This is a genomic window from Cellulomonas sp. plas2 (assembly GCF_057221735.1).
In genome coordinates this window covers 1,344,327-1,359,404 of record NZ_CM170155.1, presented here as the reverse complement: position 1 = coordinate 1,359,404, position 15,078 = coordinate 1,344,327, and the positions used below count along the sequence as shown (strand labels likewise).

The following is a 15,078-nucleotide window of genomic DNA, read 5'->3' as shown; positions in this document are numbered from 1 at the left end:
CGGTGACGTGGTGCAGCCACCCCCGGCCGACGGTCGTCGACTGCACCCGTGGCCGACCGTCGCGCACGCCGACCACCCGTCGCGGCGGGCGGCCGCGTGGTCAGAAGGGGATGGGTCCGGCCCAGGGGTCCGGGACCGGTTCGGGTGCCGGTGGCGGTGGTGGTGGCGCTGGTGGCAGGGGCAGGACCGGGGTCGTGGTCAGCACCCGGCCCGCGGGGGAGGTCCACGTCAACGTGCCCGCCACGTCCTGCGTCAACCGCCACCGCGTGCGGTGCTTGAGCCGGTGATGGTGCCGACACAGGTGCGCGGTGTTCCCCTCGTCCGAGCACCCCCCGGCCGCCCACTCCACCGTGTGGTCCACATCGCAGCCCGTCGTGGACCGGTTGCACCCCGGGAACCGGCACGTCTCGTCCCGCGCCGCCAAGAACCGCCGCCGCGCCCCGCTGACCACGTACGTGCCGTCCGCACCCAGCAGCGCCCCCGTGACCGGATCGGTCAGCACCCGCGTCAACGACGAGGCCGCACCAGCCACCTGCCGGCACGTGCGCGCATCGACCGGCCCGTACCCCGCCAGATGCCCCGGCTCATCACCACCCAGCACCGTGTGAGCCGGCACCGTCACCAGCACCGTCGGCCGGAACACCCCCACCCGCGACGACGACCCACCACACGCCGAGCACGACCCCGAAGACGACGACGAGCTCGAGGACGACGACGAGGACGCAGAGCTCGACGACGAGGACGACGACGAGGACGCAGAGCTCGACGACGAGGACGACGACGAGGACGCAGAGCTCGACGACGAGGACGACGACGCGGACGGAAAGCTCGACGACGAGGACGACGACGAGGACGGAGAGCTCGAGGACGACGACGGTGGGCTCGACGACGAGGACGACGACGGCGGGCTCGACGACGCGTCAGGGCCAGGGACGTCAGGCGTACCAGCGTCACCGGCCGCACGACCGTGACCGCCGCCCCGCCGGACCCGCGACCGGCCAGTGCGACGTCCGCCGCTGCGACTCTCGTCCGGGCCACCTGCACGACCACCGCTGGCGGCGGCGCCACCGGCCCTCGACCCGTCAGCACCGTCGTCGTGGTCGTCGTGGTCGTCGCGGTCGTCGCGGTCGTGGTCGTGCTGGTGCACGGTGGTGGTGCCGGTCAGCTCGGGCAGCAGCACCTCGGCCAGCAGGTCAGCGCGCAGCTGACCCACCAACCGGCGACCCTCCCCCATCCGGTCCGCACCCTCGTCCGCACCCGCGGCCAGCATCCGCGCACCGAAGGACAACCCCTCGAAGATCGCCACCGCCTGCACCGCCGGCAACAACGCGTGCAACCACGCCATCCCATCCCGCTCGTGCGTCACCCACACATGCCGGTCCGCGCACGCCCGCCGATGCCGCACCGCCACCGGCTCGGGGTGATGACGCGCCACCCACGACCGCGCCCGCCGCCCCAGCTGCACCGGCGTCCACGAGACGCACCCCGGCAACAACGCCTCATCCGCGGCGACCCGCACCTGCACCGGCAACGACGCCGTCTCCTCCAACAACTTCAGCACATGCGGGTACGACACCCTCCCCTGCGCCAACGCCGACAACACCGCCGGACGGGACCCCACCAGCTCCACCGCATCCGAGACCAGACCCGTAGCCGTGCCCTCCGGCACCTGCAACACCGTCGCCAGCTCCGTCCGCACCGACCGCCCCGCCAGATCCCGCGACTGCGCCGTCACCGGCCGGCCGTGCACGTGACAGGACACCTCGTCCGCCAACGCCCCCACCTGCACCGCCGCCGCCAGCAGCACCGCACGCACCGCCTGCGCCGACCGCACCGCCGCCTCCGCCGACGCCACCGCCGACACCAGAGCCTCGAACTGCCCCTCCACCTGCCTCAACGCCCCCGGCACACCCGCCAGCACCACCGGATCGATGTCCACCACCGGCACATCCGACGCAAGCGCATCCCCAGCATCCGCCGACGCGGTGGACGGCGACCTGGTCGAAGACGACGACGGGCGAGACGACGACGGCTGGGACGACCACGGCTGGGACGACGAGGTGGACGACGTCGTCGAGGCCGCCGGGTTGCGCTGCCCGGTCCCGCCCGCACCCTCGTCGAACAGGGTCGACCCCGACCCCGCCGCACCCGCCCTCGTCCGCATGCGGCAAGCCAACCACCGACCACCGACACGCCCGCCGCGAGCCGCTGACCAGCACCGACGTCCGGCGCTACGCCCCCACGCGCCGCAGCCGGAACGCCTCCACCGGCCCCAGCCCCGACAGCTCGCGCGTGCCCAGCGACTCGCACCGCAGCGTGGGGTGGCCCTCGAGCGCGGCAGCCGTCACGGCGTCGGTCAGGACGGTGCCGGGCTCGGCCGCGTCGCTGAGCCGCGCCGCGAGGTTGACGCTCGGCCCGAAGACGTCGCCGAACCGCGACAGCACCCGCCCCCACACGAACCCGACGCGCACCGGGGTGTGCGTGAGGTCCGGGGCGGGCTCGGCGTCGTCGGGCACGGGACGCAGGTGGCGCGGCGCGCGCGGGCCCCGCAGCCCGCGCACCGCGCCGAGCTTCGGCAGGCGCCCGGCGTGCGCCGCCCCGGTCGCGACGTCCACGGGCGTGGCGGGGTCCAGCCCGAAGGCCTCCGCCAGCCCCACGGCGACCCGCGCTCCCGTCTCGGGGTCGTCGGCGGCGAAGAGCACCGCGTCGCCGATGGTCTTCACCACGCGCCCGCCCTCCGCGGCCACGACGTCGCGCGTCGCCGCCTCGAACCGCTGCACGAACACCGACAGGTCCACCGGTCCGAGCGCCGCGGTCCGCCGCGTGAACGACACCATGTCGGCGAACCCGACCCCGCGGGCCAGCGGCAGCGCCAGCGGGTCGGCGCCGGGCCGGTTCGCCTCGCCGAACTCGGCGGCGTAGCGCCCGGCGATCGCGGCCAGCTGACGCCGGTAGGAGTGCACGAGCTGCGCCTCCAGCAGCGGCACGAGCTGCGGCAGCAGGTCGATGAGCAGCAGCCGCGCGCTGACGTCGTCGAGCTCGAGGCGGGTCGACAGGTCCTCGACGAGCGCCTCGACCTGCCACAACGCCAACCGGTCCGAGGTGTGCCCGAGCGCCCTGACCAGCGAGGTCACCGTCTCCGGCGCCAGGCCGTGCTCGCGGCCGAGGGCGGTCGAGCGCTCCATGGCGGCCGCGTCGGCGTCGGTGAGCAGGGGCTCGTCGGGGTCGGGGTGAGGGAGCCCGAGCGTGCGCCAGTAGGCCCGCACGTCGTCGACCTCCTGCTCCAGGTGCTCCGCGAGCGCGCGCACCGACCAGCGCCGCGAGCCGCCCAGGAGCACGTCGTCGAGCCGGCTCACCGTGCCCTCCCGGTCCGTCGGCGCGCGTGCCGGGAGGTCGCGGCGCGCGGGCGGGTCAGCACCACGGTCGACGGACACGAGGCGAGACTAGATCACGACCCCGTGCGGAGGTGACCCACATCACCCGCCAGGACCGGGTGGAGTTCGTCGCCCGTCACCCGGACGAGCAAGGACCCGTCGTCGCCGAGCGACTCGGCGCGGCCCTCCACGACCATCCCACCGGGCGCGTCCACCCGCACGTCCTGCCCGAGCGTCGCGCACGTGTCCGCGACCTCCGCGGCGAGGCCGGCCGCCACGGCGTCCCCGTCGGCGTCGCGCCACCGCTCCCCCACCTCGCCCAGCGCGGTGACCAGCGCGACGAGGAGCCCCTCACGGTCCGCGTGCGGGGCCCCGGCCACGGCGAGCGACGTCGCCCACGGCACCGGCAGCTCGTCGGCCACCTGGTCGACGTTCACCCCCACCCCGGCGACGACCGCGTCGTCGACCGCCTCCGTCAGCACGCCGCCCACCTTGCGCCACCTGCCCCACCCGTCGAGGTCCCGCGCGTCGCCGGTGGCCGCCGGCAGGAGCAGGTCGTTCGGCCACTTCAGCGCCGCGGGTACCCCGGCCGCCCCCCGCAGCGCGCGCACCGCCGCCAGCCCGACGAGGAGCGGCGCCCACCCCCGCCGGGCGGCCGGCACACCCGGACGCAGCAGCACCGAGGCGGTCAGCGCCGCGCGCGGCGGCGTCGTCCACGTGCGGCCCGCCCGCCCGCGCCCGGCCTCCTGGTGGTCGGCGACGAGGACCGCCGGCGCCGGCCAGGCCGCCGGGTCCCGCCGCACCGCCGCGACGAGCTCCGCGTTCGTCGAGCCCGCACGGGGTACGACCTCGAGCCGGGCCAGCGGGCCCGCCGGCGCGAGGAGCCGGTCCCGCAGCACGTCCGCCCGCAGCGGCGACCGCGCGCCGGCCCGGTCCTTCCCGGTCAGGGTCTCCGACCGCTCGTCGGGGCCTGGTGTGTCCTGCTCGTCGTCGCGCACGTCCCGCATCATCCGCCGCGCGGTTGGAGGTTTCCACCAGCACGCCACGCCAACTGCGTCCGCGCCCTGCACGCCGGGCGTCGGAGGGGGCGTCTAGCGTGGGCCAGATGACGCAGACCGAGGACGCGGCCGCCCCCGCGCGCCCCGACGCCCCCGCCCCGCGCACGACGGCGGGCCGGCTGGAGGAGCTCGCCGTGCGCCGCCGCGCGGCCGCCGACGCCGAGACCGCCGCCGGGGAGCGCCAGCACGGCCGAGGCAAGAAGACGGCCCGCGAGCGCGTGGAGCAGCTGCTGGACCCGGGCTCGTTCACCGAGCTCGACGCGCTGGTCCGGCACCGCTCGACGAACTTCGGGCTCGAGCGCAAGCGGATCGCCGGTGACGGCGTCGTGGCCGGGCACGGCACGGTCGACGGCCGGCCGGTGTGCGTCTACGCGCAGGACTTCACGGTCTTCGGCGGCAGCCTCGGCGAGGTGCACGGCCAGAAGATCACCAAGGTCATGGACCTGGCGCTGCGGACGGGCGTGCCGCTCGTCGGCATCAGCGACGGCGGCGGCGCGCGCATCCAGGAGGGCGTGGCCGGCCTGACGCAGTTCGCCGAGATCTTCCGCCGCAACGTCGCGGCCTCCGGCGTCATCCCGCAGATCAGCCTCATCCTGGGCCCGTCCGCCGGCGGCGCGGTGTACTCCCCCGCCCTCACGGACTTCATCGTCATGGCCGACGGCACGTCCAACATGTTCATCACCGGCCCGGACGTCATCCGCGCCGTCACGGGCGAGGACGTCGGCTTCGAGGAGCTGGGCGGCGCCACGACGCACAACACCCGCTCCGGCGTGGCCCACTACCTCGCCGCCGACGAGGACGACGCCATCGACTACGCGCGGGCGCTGCTGGCCTACCTGCCCGCCAACAACCTGTCCGACCCGCCGTCCTACCCGCACGAGGCGCCGCTGGAGCCCACGGACGCGGACCTCGCGCTCGACACGCTCGTGCCCGACTCGGACAACCAGCCCTACGACATGCGGGCCGTGGTGGAGACGGTGCTCGACGACGGGCTGCTCGAGGTCCAGCCGCTGTTCGCGCCCAACGTCCTCGTCGGGTTCGGGCACGTCGAGGGGCACGTCGTCGGCGTCGTGGCCAACCAGCCCCTGCAGATGGCCGGCACGCTCGACATCGACGCGGCGGAGAAGGCCGCGCGGTTCGTGCGCACGTGCGACGCCTTCAACATCCCGGTGCTCACGTTCGTCGACGTCCCGGGCTTCCTCCCGGGCACCGACCAGGAGTGGAACGGCATCATCCGCCGCGGGGCCAAGCTCATCTACGCCTACGCCGAGGCGACCGTCCCGCTCGTCACCGTCATCACGCGCAAGGCCTACGGCGGTGCCTACATCGTCATGGGCTCCAAGCAGCTCGGCGCCGACGTCAACCTCGCCTGGCCGACCGCGCAGATCGCGGTCATGGGCGCCGGCGGCGCCGTCAACATCCTCCAGCGCGCGGCGCTGAAGAAGGTGGGCGATGCCGGCGGCGACGTGGAGGCCGAGCGCGCGCGCCTGACCGCCGAGTACGAGGACGCGCTCGTCAACCCGTGGGACGCCGCCGACCGCGGCTACGTCGACGACGTCATCGCCCCCGCCGAGACCCGCGCCCGCGTCACCTCCGCGCTGCGCCTGCTGCGCACGAAGCGCGCCACCCTGCCTCCCAAGAAGCACGGCAACATCCCCCTGTAGGCCGCGCCCCGCGCCGCCGGTGACGTCCGCGGACGGCCGGCGCGCCCCCGATCCCGACACGACCCCCGGAGCCGATCATCACCGAGCACGACCTGCCGTCCCCGGACGGGCACGACGACCACGACCACGACCACGACCACGACGAGCGGACGCACGGCACGACCCCGCTCACCGGGGTCGACCCGGCCCCGCTGCACGCCCTCGTCGACGAGCTCGCGGCCGCCCTGCACACCTACGTCGACACGGCGGTGGGCGTGCGCTCGGAGTTCGGCGCCACCGAGGCCGACGACGACCCGCGCGTGCTCGCGCTCGAGCAGCAGGTCGGCGGGCTGAACGCGCGCCTGTACGACCTCGTGCACGGCACGCTCGGCGTGCACCCGGACCTCACCGGCATGGCGTGGGACGACGAGGGCGACGGCGACGAGGACGCGCTGGGGGTCGACCCCGACGTCGAGACGTTCCACCTCGGCTTCGTCGTGAGCCGGCCGCCGGCGGACCGGACTTTCGACTCCGCGCTCGACCTCGTCGACGCCGGCGGCGCGGAGATCGTCGAGCGGCTGCAGGTCGCCGGGTTCGAGGTCGGCGAGTGGGGCACCGCCCGCGGCGGTCCCGTCTCCTTCGAGGACGACGACGCCGACGACGAGGGCGAGGACCGCCTGTGAGCGCGCCGACCGACGACCGGCCGCCGCACGTCCAGGTCGTGCGGGGAGAGCCCGACGACGTCGAGCTCGCCGCGCTCGTCGCCGGCCTCGTCGCCGCGGCCGGACCCGGCGCGGGGGCCGGCGCGGGGGGCGGGACCGGTCACGGGCACGACGACGGGCCGGCACCGAGCGCCTGGTGCGACCGGGCGCGCTCGGTCCGTGGCACGGTCGCTCACGCCGCCGGCGCCGACGCGTGGCGCTGGAGCCTGCGGGGCTGACCCCGGCCCGCCTATGGTGCCGGGGTGACCGGCGACGCCCAGACCCCCCGCCCGACGAGCACCAGCGCGAGCCCCACCACCGACGCGGGCACCGACGCGGGCACCAGCACCGACGCGAGCACCAGCGCGGGCGCCATCGGCGCCGCGACCGGTGGGCGTGAGCCCAGCCCCGTCGACGCCCTGGCGGACGCCTTCTTCGCGACGTCCTGCCGCCTCGACCCCATCGCCGCGACGTCGATGGGCGCCACGGGCTTCGACGCGCTGATGACGGACTGGAGCCCGGAGGGCCACGCGGCTCGCGCCCAGGCGGCGCGCGACACGCTCGCCGCCCTCGACGCCCTGGAGGCCGGCGGCGGGGCGCTGGACGCCACGGACGTCGTCACCGTCGCCGCGATGCGGGAGCGCCTGGGGGTCGGCCTCGAGCTCGCCGACGCCCACGAGGACCTCGCCGAGCTGAACAACATCGCCTCACCGGCCCAGTCGGCGCGCGACGCCTTCGACCTCATGCCGACGGGCACGGCCGACGACTGGGACGTCGTCGCCCGGCGCCTGCGCGCGCTGCCCGCCGCGCTCGAGGGGTACGCGGTGTCGCTGCGGCTGGCCGCGGACCGCGGCCGTGTCGCCGCTGCCCGCCAGGTGGCCGAGGTCGCCGCGCAGTCCGACGTCCTGGCCGACGCGCCGCGGTCCTTCTTCACCCAGCTCGCCGCCCGCGCCGCCGCGACGCCCGGGGTGCCGGAGTCGCTCGCGCGGGAGGTCGCGGAGGCGGGCGAGGGTGCCCGCGCGGCCTACGAACGGCTCGCCGAGACGCTGCGCAGCGAGCTCGCCCCGCAGGCCCCGGAGGCCGACGCCGTGGGCCGCGACCGCTACGCCGTCTGGTCGCGCTTCTTCCTGGGGGCCGCCGTCGACCTCGACGAGACCTACGCCTGGGGCGTCGCCGAGCTCGAGGCGATCATCGCGGAGCAGGACGCGCTCTCCGCGCGGATCGCGGGCGACGGCGCCGACCTGCCCCGCGCGATGGCCGTCCTGCAGGCCGACGAGGCGCGGCAGCTCCAGGGGACCGACGCCCTCCAGCGCTGGATGCAGGAGGTGTCCGACGCCGCCGTCGACGCCCTGGACGGCACGCACTTCACCATCCCGGCCCCGCTGCGCGCCCTCGAGTGCCGCATCGCCCCCACGCAGACGGGCGGCATCTACTACACCTCCCCGTCCGACGACTTCAGCCGGCCGGGCCGCATGTGGTGGTCCGTGCCCGAGGGCGTGACGACCTTCCACCCCTGGCGCGAGCGCACGACCGTCTACCACGAGGGCGTCCCGGGCCACCACCTGCAGATCGGCCGCGCCGTGGCGGAGCGGTCCCTCAACGCGTGGCGCCGCATGCAGTGCTGGGTCTCCGGCCACGGCGAGGGCTGGGCGCTCTACGCCGAGAGCCTCATGGCGGAGATGGGCTTCCTCGACGACCCCGCCGACCGCCTGGGCCTCCTCGAGAGCCGGCGGATGCGCGCGGCGCGCGTGGTGTTCGACATCGGCACGCACCTCGACCTGCCCGTGCCCGCCCGCTGGGGCGGCGGGCGCTGGGACACCGCGACCGGCTGGGCGTTCCTGCGCGACAACCTCGCGATGGAGGAGCCGACCGTGCGGTTCGAGCACCTGCGGTACCTCGGCTGGCCCGGGCAGGCGCCGTCCTACGCGATCGGCGCGCGGATCTGGCGGGGGCTGCGCGACGAGCACGCCGCCCGCGCGCAGGCCGCCGGGCGCCCCGTGGCCGTGCGGGCCTTCCACGACGACGCCCTCGCGCTCGGCGCCCTCCCGCTCGACGTCCTGCGGACGGCTCTCACGCCGGCTTGAGCCCGCCCGGGCCGGGCCTCCGGTCCCTCGCCGCCGCCGCGGGTGGGACCGAGGTCCCGATCCGGCAGCCGGATCCCCTGGACGGGGGACGTCGAAGAGTTCCCGCGCAGGTCACGGGCGGCGTGTCGGCCGCGGGCGGCTGGGACGCTGCCCGCATGACCAGCACCGCGCCGTGCGTCGCCGTCGTCGACGACCACCCCACCGTCCGCCTCGGTGTGCGGGCCGCCCTCGAGGCGTGCCTGCCCGGGGTGCGGACCGTCCTGACGTCCACGCCGAACGCGCTGCTCGCGGCGCCGCGGCCGCCGGACGTCGTCGTGCTGGACCTGCAGCTCGGCGACGGCGTCGACCCGGCGGTGACCGTGGGGGCGCTCGTGCAGCAGGGCGCGCGGGTCCTGCTGCACACGCAGGAGCCGCGGCCGACCCTCGTCGCCCGGTGCCTGCGCGCCGGGGCCGCCGGGGTGGTCGGCAAGGGCGAGCCCGTGGAGTCCCTCGTCGCCGCCGTGCGGGCCGTGGCGCGGGGTGAGCGCTGGCTCGGCGGGCCGTTCGCGGCCGTGCTCGAACCCGGCGAGCGGCGGCGGGCCCCGCAGCTGACCCCGCGCGAGCTCGAGGCCGTCCGGCTCTACGCCGGCGGCCTCCCGCTGAAGTCCGTGGCGCGCCGCATGGGCGTCAGCGAGGAGACCGCGAAGGAGCACCTCAAGCGCGTGCGCCGCAAGTACCTCGCCGCCGGGCGCCCGGCCCGCACCAAGCTGGACCTGCTGGTGCGCGCCGTGGAGGACGGGCACGTCCCGCCGGTCGCCGCCGGGCAGGCGGTCGACCGGCTGGCGGACGCCGCCGGCTGACGCGAGCGGCGCCGGGGCCCGGACGAGCAGGGGCGCGACCGGGAACCCGGTCGCGCCCCTGCTGGCGTCTCCCCCTTGCGAGGGCGTCGGCGCTCAGGCCAGCAGCGACGGGCCGTACTTGACGAGCACCACGGCGGCGAAGAGCACGAGCACGGCGGCGGTGACGAACCAGTCGTTGCCGGCCGCGACGAACCGCCGCGCCGCCGGCCCCGCCCGCCCGGGCAGGCCCAGGTGGCCGTCCCGCACGACGATGCGCGTGAGCCCCGCCCACACGAGCGTCGTGGTGACGGTGATGAGCAGGCACCACGGGCACAGGGCGCCGATGACGAAGTACGCCTCGAAGAACAGCCAGTACGCGAAGACGAGGCCCGCCGTGTAGATCGCCTCCGCGGACAGCATGAACCAGCGCGGGAAGGTCACGCCGCCGGCGATGGCGACCGCCACGGTGATGACCACGGCCTCCGCCGCGATGCCGAGGAACGCGTTCGGGAACCCGAACAGCGACGCCTGCCACGACTGCGCGACCTTGCCGCAGCTGATGACGGCGTTGATGTCGCACGACAGCGACGCGTCCGGGTCGCCCGCGAGCGTCACGGCCTCGATCGACAGGACGAACGACGTGTACAGGCCCAGCACGCCGGACACGATCATCTTGATCGCCGTCCGGCGCCGCCACGCCAGGCCGGAGGGCCGCCGCAGCTCCGGGTCGTCGTCGCGCGGCAGATCGGGCTCGTCGACGAACCCGCCGCCACCGCCGCGGCCCGTCCCCGTCGTCGTGCGCGTGGCGCTCACGTCCCACCGTCCCCCTCGTCCGTCGTGCGACCCGTCCGTCCCCACCATCGGTGCCCGGACGTGCGGCGGGAGGGGTCGTTCGTCCTGGTGCACAGTGTGGCGCACGACGGCTGGGAGGTGCCTGGACGTGATGCGTGCCGGATCGGGACGGCAGGACCTCCGGCAGGACCTCCGGTACGGCCCCCGGTGCGGCCTCGGGTGCGGCCTCCGGTGCGGCCTCCGGTGCGGTCTCCGGCGGGACCCGCCGCGGGGCCCTCGTAGGCTCGTCGGCGTGACCCGCCTGCTGCTCGCGTCCGCCAGCCCCGCCCGTCGAGCGACCCTCGTCGCCGCCGGGATCGACCCCCTCGTCGTCGTCTCCGCCGTCGACGAGGACGCCGCCCTGGCCGCCGGCCGCGAGCGCTTCGGCCCCCTCGACCCGGCCGACGCCGTGCTGCTGCTGGCGCAGGCGAAGGCCCAGGCCGTGGCGGCACGCCTCACCGAGGACGACGCGGAGCTGCCCGGCCTGGGCCACGACGAGGACCCCGAGGACCTGCTCGTCCTGGGCTGCGACTCCATGCTCGAGCTCGACGGCGAGATCCTTGGCAAGCCCGCCGACGCCGCCGAGGCCGTGCGCCGCTGGGAAGCGATGCGGGGGCGTTCCGGCACCCTGCACACCGGGCACTGGCTCGTCGACGTGCGGCCGGCGCCCGTCGACGGCGGCAGCGGCACCGGTGCGGCGCTGGGCGCCACGGCCTCGACCGTCGTGCACTTCGCGGACGTGTCCGACGAGGAGGTCGCCGCGTACGTGGCCACCGATGAGCCACTGGCCGTCGCCGGGGCCTTCACCGTCGACGGGCTCGGCGGGCCGTTCGTCGAGGGCGTCGAGGGCGACCACCACGCCGTCGTGGGCCTGAGCCTGCCGCTGCTGCGCGGCCTGCTCGCCGACGTCGGCGTCCCGCTGCCGTCGCTCTGGCGACCGGGCACGCGCCGGCGCTGACGCCCGCGGCGGTTCACGCGCGCCCGCGGCGGTGCGCGCACGCCCGCGGCGGTGCGCGCGCCCCCTCGTCGGAACCCCACAAACGCCGCGCCGGCCCGCTGGCCGCCGGCGACAGTGTTGTCCGGCGCCCCTCGTGCCGCACCGGGACCTCCGTCCCGCGCGCTATACGGTCGGGGCGTGATCACCAGCGTCCTCGTCGCCAACCGCGGGGAGATCGCGGTCCGCATCGTCCGTGCCTGCGCGGACGCCGGTCTGCGCTCCGTCGCCGTCTACGCCGACCAGGACCGCGAGGCGCTGCACGTGCGCCTCGCCGACGCGGCCTTCGCCCTCGGCGGCGCCCGCGCCGCGGAGACCTACCTCGACATCCCCAAGCTGCTCGACGTGGCCCGCCGGTCGGGCGCCGACGCGGTCCACCCCGGCTACGGGTTCCTCTCGGAGAACGCCGCCTTCGCGCAGGCCGTCATCGACGCCGGGCTCACGTGGATCGGCCCGCCGCCGGCCGCCATCGAGGCGCTCGGGGACAAGGTCAGCGCCCGGCACATCGCGCAGCGTGCCGGCGCCCCGCTCGTCGCCGGCACACCCGACCCCGTGAGCGGCGTGGAGGAGATCCACGCCTTCGTCGAGCAGCACGGGCTGCCCGTCGCCATCAAGGCCGCGTTCGGCGGCGGTGGGCGCGGGCTGAAGGTGGTCCGCGACGCCGACGACGTGGACGAGCTGTACGCCTCCGCCGTCCGCGAGGCCGTGGCGGCGTTCGGGCGCGGGGAGTGCTTCGTCGAGACGTACCTCGACCGGCCGCGGCACGTGGAGACGCAGTGCCTGGCGGACCGCCACGGCACGGTCGTCGTCGTCTCCACCCGCGACTGCTCGCTGCAGCGGCGGCACCAGAAGCTCGTCGAGGAGGCGCCGGCGCCGTTCCTCACGCCGGCGCAGGTGGAGCTGCTCGAGCGGTCCTCCATCGCGATCCTGCGCGAGGCGGGCTACGAGGGCGCCGGGACGTGCGAGTTCCTCGTCGGGCTCGACGGCCAGATCTCGTTCCTCGAGGTCAACACGCGCCTGCAGGTCGAGCACCCGGTGACCGAGGAGGTCTCGGGCATCGACCTCGTCCGCGAGCAGCTGCGCATCGCCGACGGCGAGCCGCTCGGGTACGACCGGGTGGCCACGCGCGGCCACTCCCTGGAGTTCCGCATCAACGGCGAGGACCCCGCCGCGGGCTTCCTCCCCGCGCCCGGCAAGGTGACGCGCCTGCGGCTGCCGTCCGGCCCGGGCGTGCGCTGCGACTTCGGCGTGGTCGAGGGCGACACGGTCTCCGGCGCGTTCGACTCGATGATCGGCAAGCTCGTCGTCACCGGCGCCACCCGGGCGGAGGCCGTGCAGCGCGCCCGCCGTGCCCTGGCCGAGCTGGAGGTCGGGGGCATCCCCACCGTCGTGCCGTTCCACCGCGCGGTGCTGGAGGAGCCGGACTTCGTGCCGGCCGACCCGGCGCAGCCCTTCGCGGTGCACACGCGGTGGATCGAGACCTCCTTCGCCGACCGGCTGCCCGGGCTCGCGCCCGCGGCGCCCGCCGGCGGTGCCCCTGCCGCGGCCGGGGTGGAGGAGCCCGACGAGGAGCCGGCGCTCGAGCGCGTCGTCGTCGAGGTCGGCGGCAAGCGGCTCGAGGTGGTCCTGCCCGCCGCGCTGGCCGGCGGCCTCGGCGGCGGTGCCGGCCGCCGGGGGGCGGGCGCCCCGCGCCGTCCGGCCCGTCGCGCCGCGCCGAGGGCCGGTGCCGCGGCGTCCGGGACGACGCTGGCCTCGCCCATGCAGGGCACGATCGTGAAGGTGGCGGTCGGCGAGGGGGCCGTCGTGGCGGAGGGCGACCTCGTCGTCGTGCTCGAGGCCATGAAGATGGAGCAGCCGCTGCTCGCGCACCGCGCGGGGACCGTGCGCGGCCTCGCGGCCGAGGTCGGCGCGACCGTCGCGGCCGGCACGGCGCTGGCCGAGATCGTCGACGCGGACGCGTGAGCGACGGCGCGCCGGCGGAGCCGTCCTCCGGCACGCCCGCGTCCCCGGACGGCGGCGTGACGCCCGCGGGGCCGCCGGCGCGCCAGCCACGGCCCGGGGACGGGTGGGTCGCCTGCGCCTGCGGCCGCCGGCACTGGGGCCGCGCCGGTGCGGCGGGCCTGCTCCTGGCCCGGCGCCCGGAGCCCGGGGGCCCGGTGACGCACGTCGTCCTGCAGCACCGCGTCGGGTGGAGCGACCAGGGCGGGACGTGGGGCATCCCGGGCGGGGCGCGCGAGCCCGACGAGACCCCCGTCGCCGCCGCGCTGCGGGAGGCGCGCGAGGAGGCCGGGATCGACCCGGCCGCGGTCCGCGTGCTCGGCACGTCGCTGCTCGACCACGGCACGTGGTCCTACACGACCGTGCTGGCCGAGGAGGCCGTGCCGGTCGTCCCCACCGTGACCGACGTGGAGAGCCTCGAGATGGCCTGGGTCCCCGTCGACGAGGTCACCGACCGGCCGCTGCTGGCCGCGTTCGGCGAGGCCTGGCCCGCGCTGAGACGGCGCCTGGACGCGGGCGCCTGAGCCCCTCCGCCCGGGTGTACATTCCCGGCTGAGGTTAGGCTGCCCTCACCAGCGCCGCCCTCACCGCCCGCCGGCCCGTCCGCGCGCGGTCCCGCGTCGGCGTGCCGCCCCGGCACCGGAGCCAGAGAGCACCACGAACATGGTCGCGAACTACCTCATCGGGCTGCGCGAAGGCCTGGAGGCGGCGCTCGTCGTCGGGATCCTCGTCGCCTACCTGGTGCGGACAGGGCGGCGCGACCTGCTGCCCGCGCTGTGGGCGGGCGTCGGCACGGCCGTGGCCGTCGCCCTGGCGTTCGGGGCGCTGCTGACGTTCGGGCCCTCGCGCCTGACGTTCGAGGCGCAGGAGGCCATCGGCGGGTCCCTGTCGATCGTGGCCGTCGGCCTCGTCACCTGGATGATCTTCTGGATGGCCCGCACCGCGCGGCACCTCAAGGCGGACCTGCACCACCGGCTCGACGACGCGGTCGCCGCGGGCCGGGGCGCCGTCGTCGTGATGGCGCTGCTGGCGGTGGGCCGCGAGGGCCTGGAGACGGCGCTGTTCCTCTGGGCCGGCGCCCAGGCCACCGGCCGGACGACGGCGCCGCTGCTCGGGGCCGCCCTCGGGCTGGCCACGGCCGTGCTGCTCGGCTGGCTGCTCTACCGCGGCGCGGTGCGGATCGACCTGCGGCGGTTCTTCTCCTGGACCGGGGTGTTCCTCGTCCTCGTCGCCGGCGGGGTGCTGTCCTACGGCGTGCACGACCTGCAGGAGGCCGGGGTGCTGCCCGGGCTGAACTCGCTGGCCTTCGACGTGTCCGCCGCCGTCCCGCCGACGAGCTGGTACGGCGTGCTCCTCAAGGGCGTCTTCAACTTCTCCCCCGCCACCACCTGGCTCGAGGCGGCGGCGTGGACGGCCTACGTCGTGCCGACGCTCGCCCTGTTCGTGCGGTCCGCGTGGGGCGGCTCGACCCCGGCTCGCCCGGTCGGCGGGACGGGGACGGGGACGGGCACGGCGACGAGCACGTCAGCCCCGGTGGCCGCACCCGTCACGCCCTGACAGCCCTCGCCTCTTCCGAC

At 76.3% G+C, this 15,078-nt stretch carries 13 protein-coding genes; 9 read left to right on the top strand and 4 right to left on the bottom strand.

The annotated features are described in order from the left end of the window. Positions 1–100 precede the first annotated feature (100 nt). From AC2TDM_RS06145 to AC2TDM_RS06135, 3 genes are all read right to left on the bottom strand, one after another. Positions 101–1,939: an HNH endonuclease signature motif containing protein gene (locus AC2TDM_RS06145; RefSeq protein WP_484636138.1), complete on the bottom strand. Its 1,839-nt coding sequence runs from the start codon at positions 1,937–1,939 to the stop codon at positions 101–103. Between the two features lie 292 nt (positions 1,940–2,231). Further along, complete coding sequence (locus tag AC2TDM_RS06140; protein ID WP_484636137.1) at positions 2,232–3,434, bottom strand: adenylate/guanylate cyclase domain-containing protein; 1,203 nt, start codon at positions 3,432–3,434, stop codon at positions 2,232–2,234. Positions 3,435–3,448: 14 nt separating this feature from the next. Next, a complete protein-coding gene (locus tag AC2TDM_RS06135; protein WP_484636136.1) occupies positions 3,449–4,372 on the bottom strand; it encodes a biotin--[acetyl-CoA-carboxylase] ligase in 924 nt (307 codons plus the stop codon). 107 nt (positions 4,373–4,479) lie between these two features. Between AC2TDM_RS06135 and AC2TDM_RS06130 the strand changes: the two genes are divergently transcribed. From AC2TDM_RS06130 to AC2TDM_RS06110, 5 genes are all read left to right on the top strand, one after another. Beyond that, the gene (locus AC2TDM_RS06130; RefSeq protein WP_484636135.1) at positions 4,480–6,096 is read left to right on the top strand and encodes an acyl-CoA carboxylase subunit beta; all 1,617 of its coding nucleotides are present in this window, start codon (positions 4,480–4,482) and stop codon (positions 6,094–6,096) included. A 248-nt stretch (positions 6,097–6,344) separates the two neighbouring features. Then, a complete protein-coding gene (locus AC2TDM_RS06125) occupies positions 6,345–6,758 on the top strand; it encodes a hypothetical protein (RefSeq protein ID WP_484636134.1) in 414 nt (137 codons plus the stop codon). Continuing rightward, entirely contained in the window at positions 6,755–7,015 is a 261-nt protein-coding gene (locus AC2TDM_RS06120) for an acyl-CoA carboxylase epsilon subunit (RefSeq protein WP_484636133.1), read from the top strand. Before AC2TDM_RS06125 ends, AC2TDM_RS06120 begins: the two co-directional genes overlap by 4 nt. A 135-nt stretch (positions 7,016–7,150) precedes the next feature. Continuing rightward, positions 7,151–8,860 carry a DUF885 domain-containing protein gene (locus AC2TDM_RS06115; RefSeq protein WP_484636398.1) on the top strand — a complete coding sequence of 570 codons (1,710 nt, stop codon included), beginning with the start codon at positions 7,151–7,153 and terminating at the stop codon, positions 8,858–8,860. Between the two features lie 155 nt (positions 8,861–9,015). After that, on the top strand, positions 9,016–9,699 hold the full coding sequence (locus tag AC2TDM_RS06110; protein ID WP_484636132.1) for a response regulator: 684 nt from the start codon (positions 9,016–9,018) through the stop codon (positions 9,697–9,699). A gap of 93 nt (positions 9,700–9,792) precedes the next feature. On the opposite strand, the gene AC2TDM_RS06105 is transcribed toward AC2TDM_RS06110, so the two are convergent. Continuing rightward, positions 9,793–10,491 (bottom strand): vitamin K epoxide reductase family protein, encoded by a 699-nt coding sequence (locus AC2TDM_RS06105; RefSeq protein WP_484636131.1) that lies wholly within the window; start codon positions 10,489–10,491, stop codon positions 9,793–9,795. 271 nt (positions 10,492–10,762) lie between these two features. Between AC2TDM_RS06105 and AC2TDM_RS06100 the strand changes: the two genes are divergently transcribed. The 4 genes from AC2TDM_RS06100 to efeU all read left to right on the top strand — a co-directional run bounded on the left by AC2TDM_RS06100 (position 10,763) and on the right by efeU (position 15,058). Next, positions 10,763–11,467 carry a Maf family protein gene (locus tag AC2TDM_RS06100; protein ID WP_090033611.1) on the top strand — a complete coding sequence of 235 codons (705 nt, stop codon included), beginning with the start codon at positions 10,763–10,765 and terminating at the stop codon, positions 11,465–11,467. Positions 11,468–11,644: 177 nt separating this feature from the next. Beyond that, the gene (locus AC2TDM_RS06095; protein WP_090033609.1) at positions 11,645–13,465 is read left to right on the top strand and encodes an acetyl/propionyl/methylcrotonyl-CoA carboxylase subunit alpha; all 1,821 of its coding nucleotides are present in this window, start codon (positions 11,645–11,647) and stop codon (positions 13,463–13,465) included. A 56-nt stretch (positions 13,466–13,521) separates the two neighbouring features. Next, entirely contained in the window at positions 13,522–14,025 is a 504-nt protein-coding gene (locus AC2TDM_RS06090) for an NUDIX hydrolase (RefSeq protein ID WP_484636397.1), read from the top strand. Positions 14,026–14,164: 139 nt separating this feature from the next. Beyond that, the gene (gene efeU, locus AC2TDM_RS06085) at positions 14,165–15,058 is read left to right on the top strand and encodes an iron uptake transporter permease EfeU (RefSeq protein WP_090033608.1); all 894 of its coding nucleotides are present in this window, start codon (positions 14,165–14,167) and stop codon (positions 15,056–15,058) included. Positions 15,059–15,078 lie beyond the last annotated feature (20 nt).

Bases quoted from the DNA above. Each gene is read 5' to 3' on its own strand.
- AC2TDM_RS06130 (WP_484636135.1), top strand. From the start codon at position 4,480: ATGACGCAGACCGAGGACGCGGCCGCCCCCGCGCGCCCCGACGCCCCC.
- efeU (WP_090033608.1), top strand. From the start codon at position 14,165: ATGGTCGCGAACTACCTCATCGGGCTGCGCGAAGGCCTGGAGGCGGCG.
- AC2TDM_RS06110 (WP_484636132.1), top strand. From the start codon at position 9,016: ATGACCAGCACCGCGCCGTGCGTCGCCGTCGTCGACGACCACCCCACC.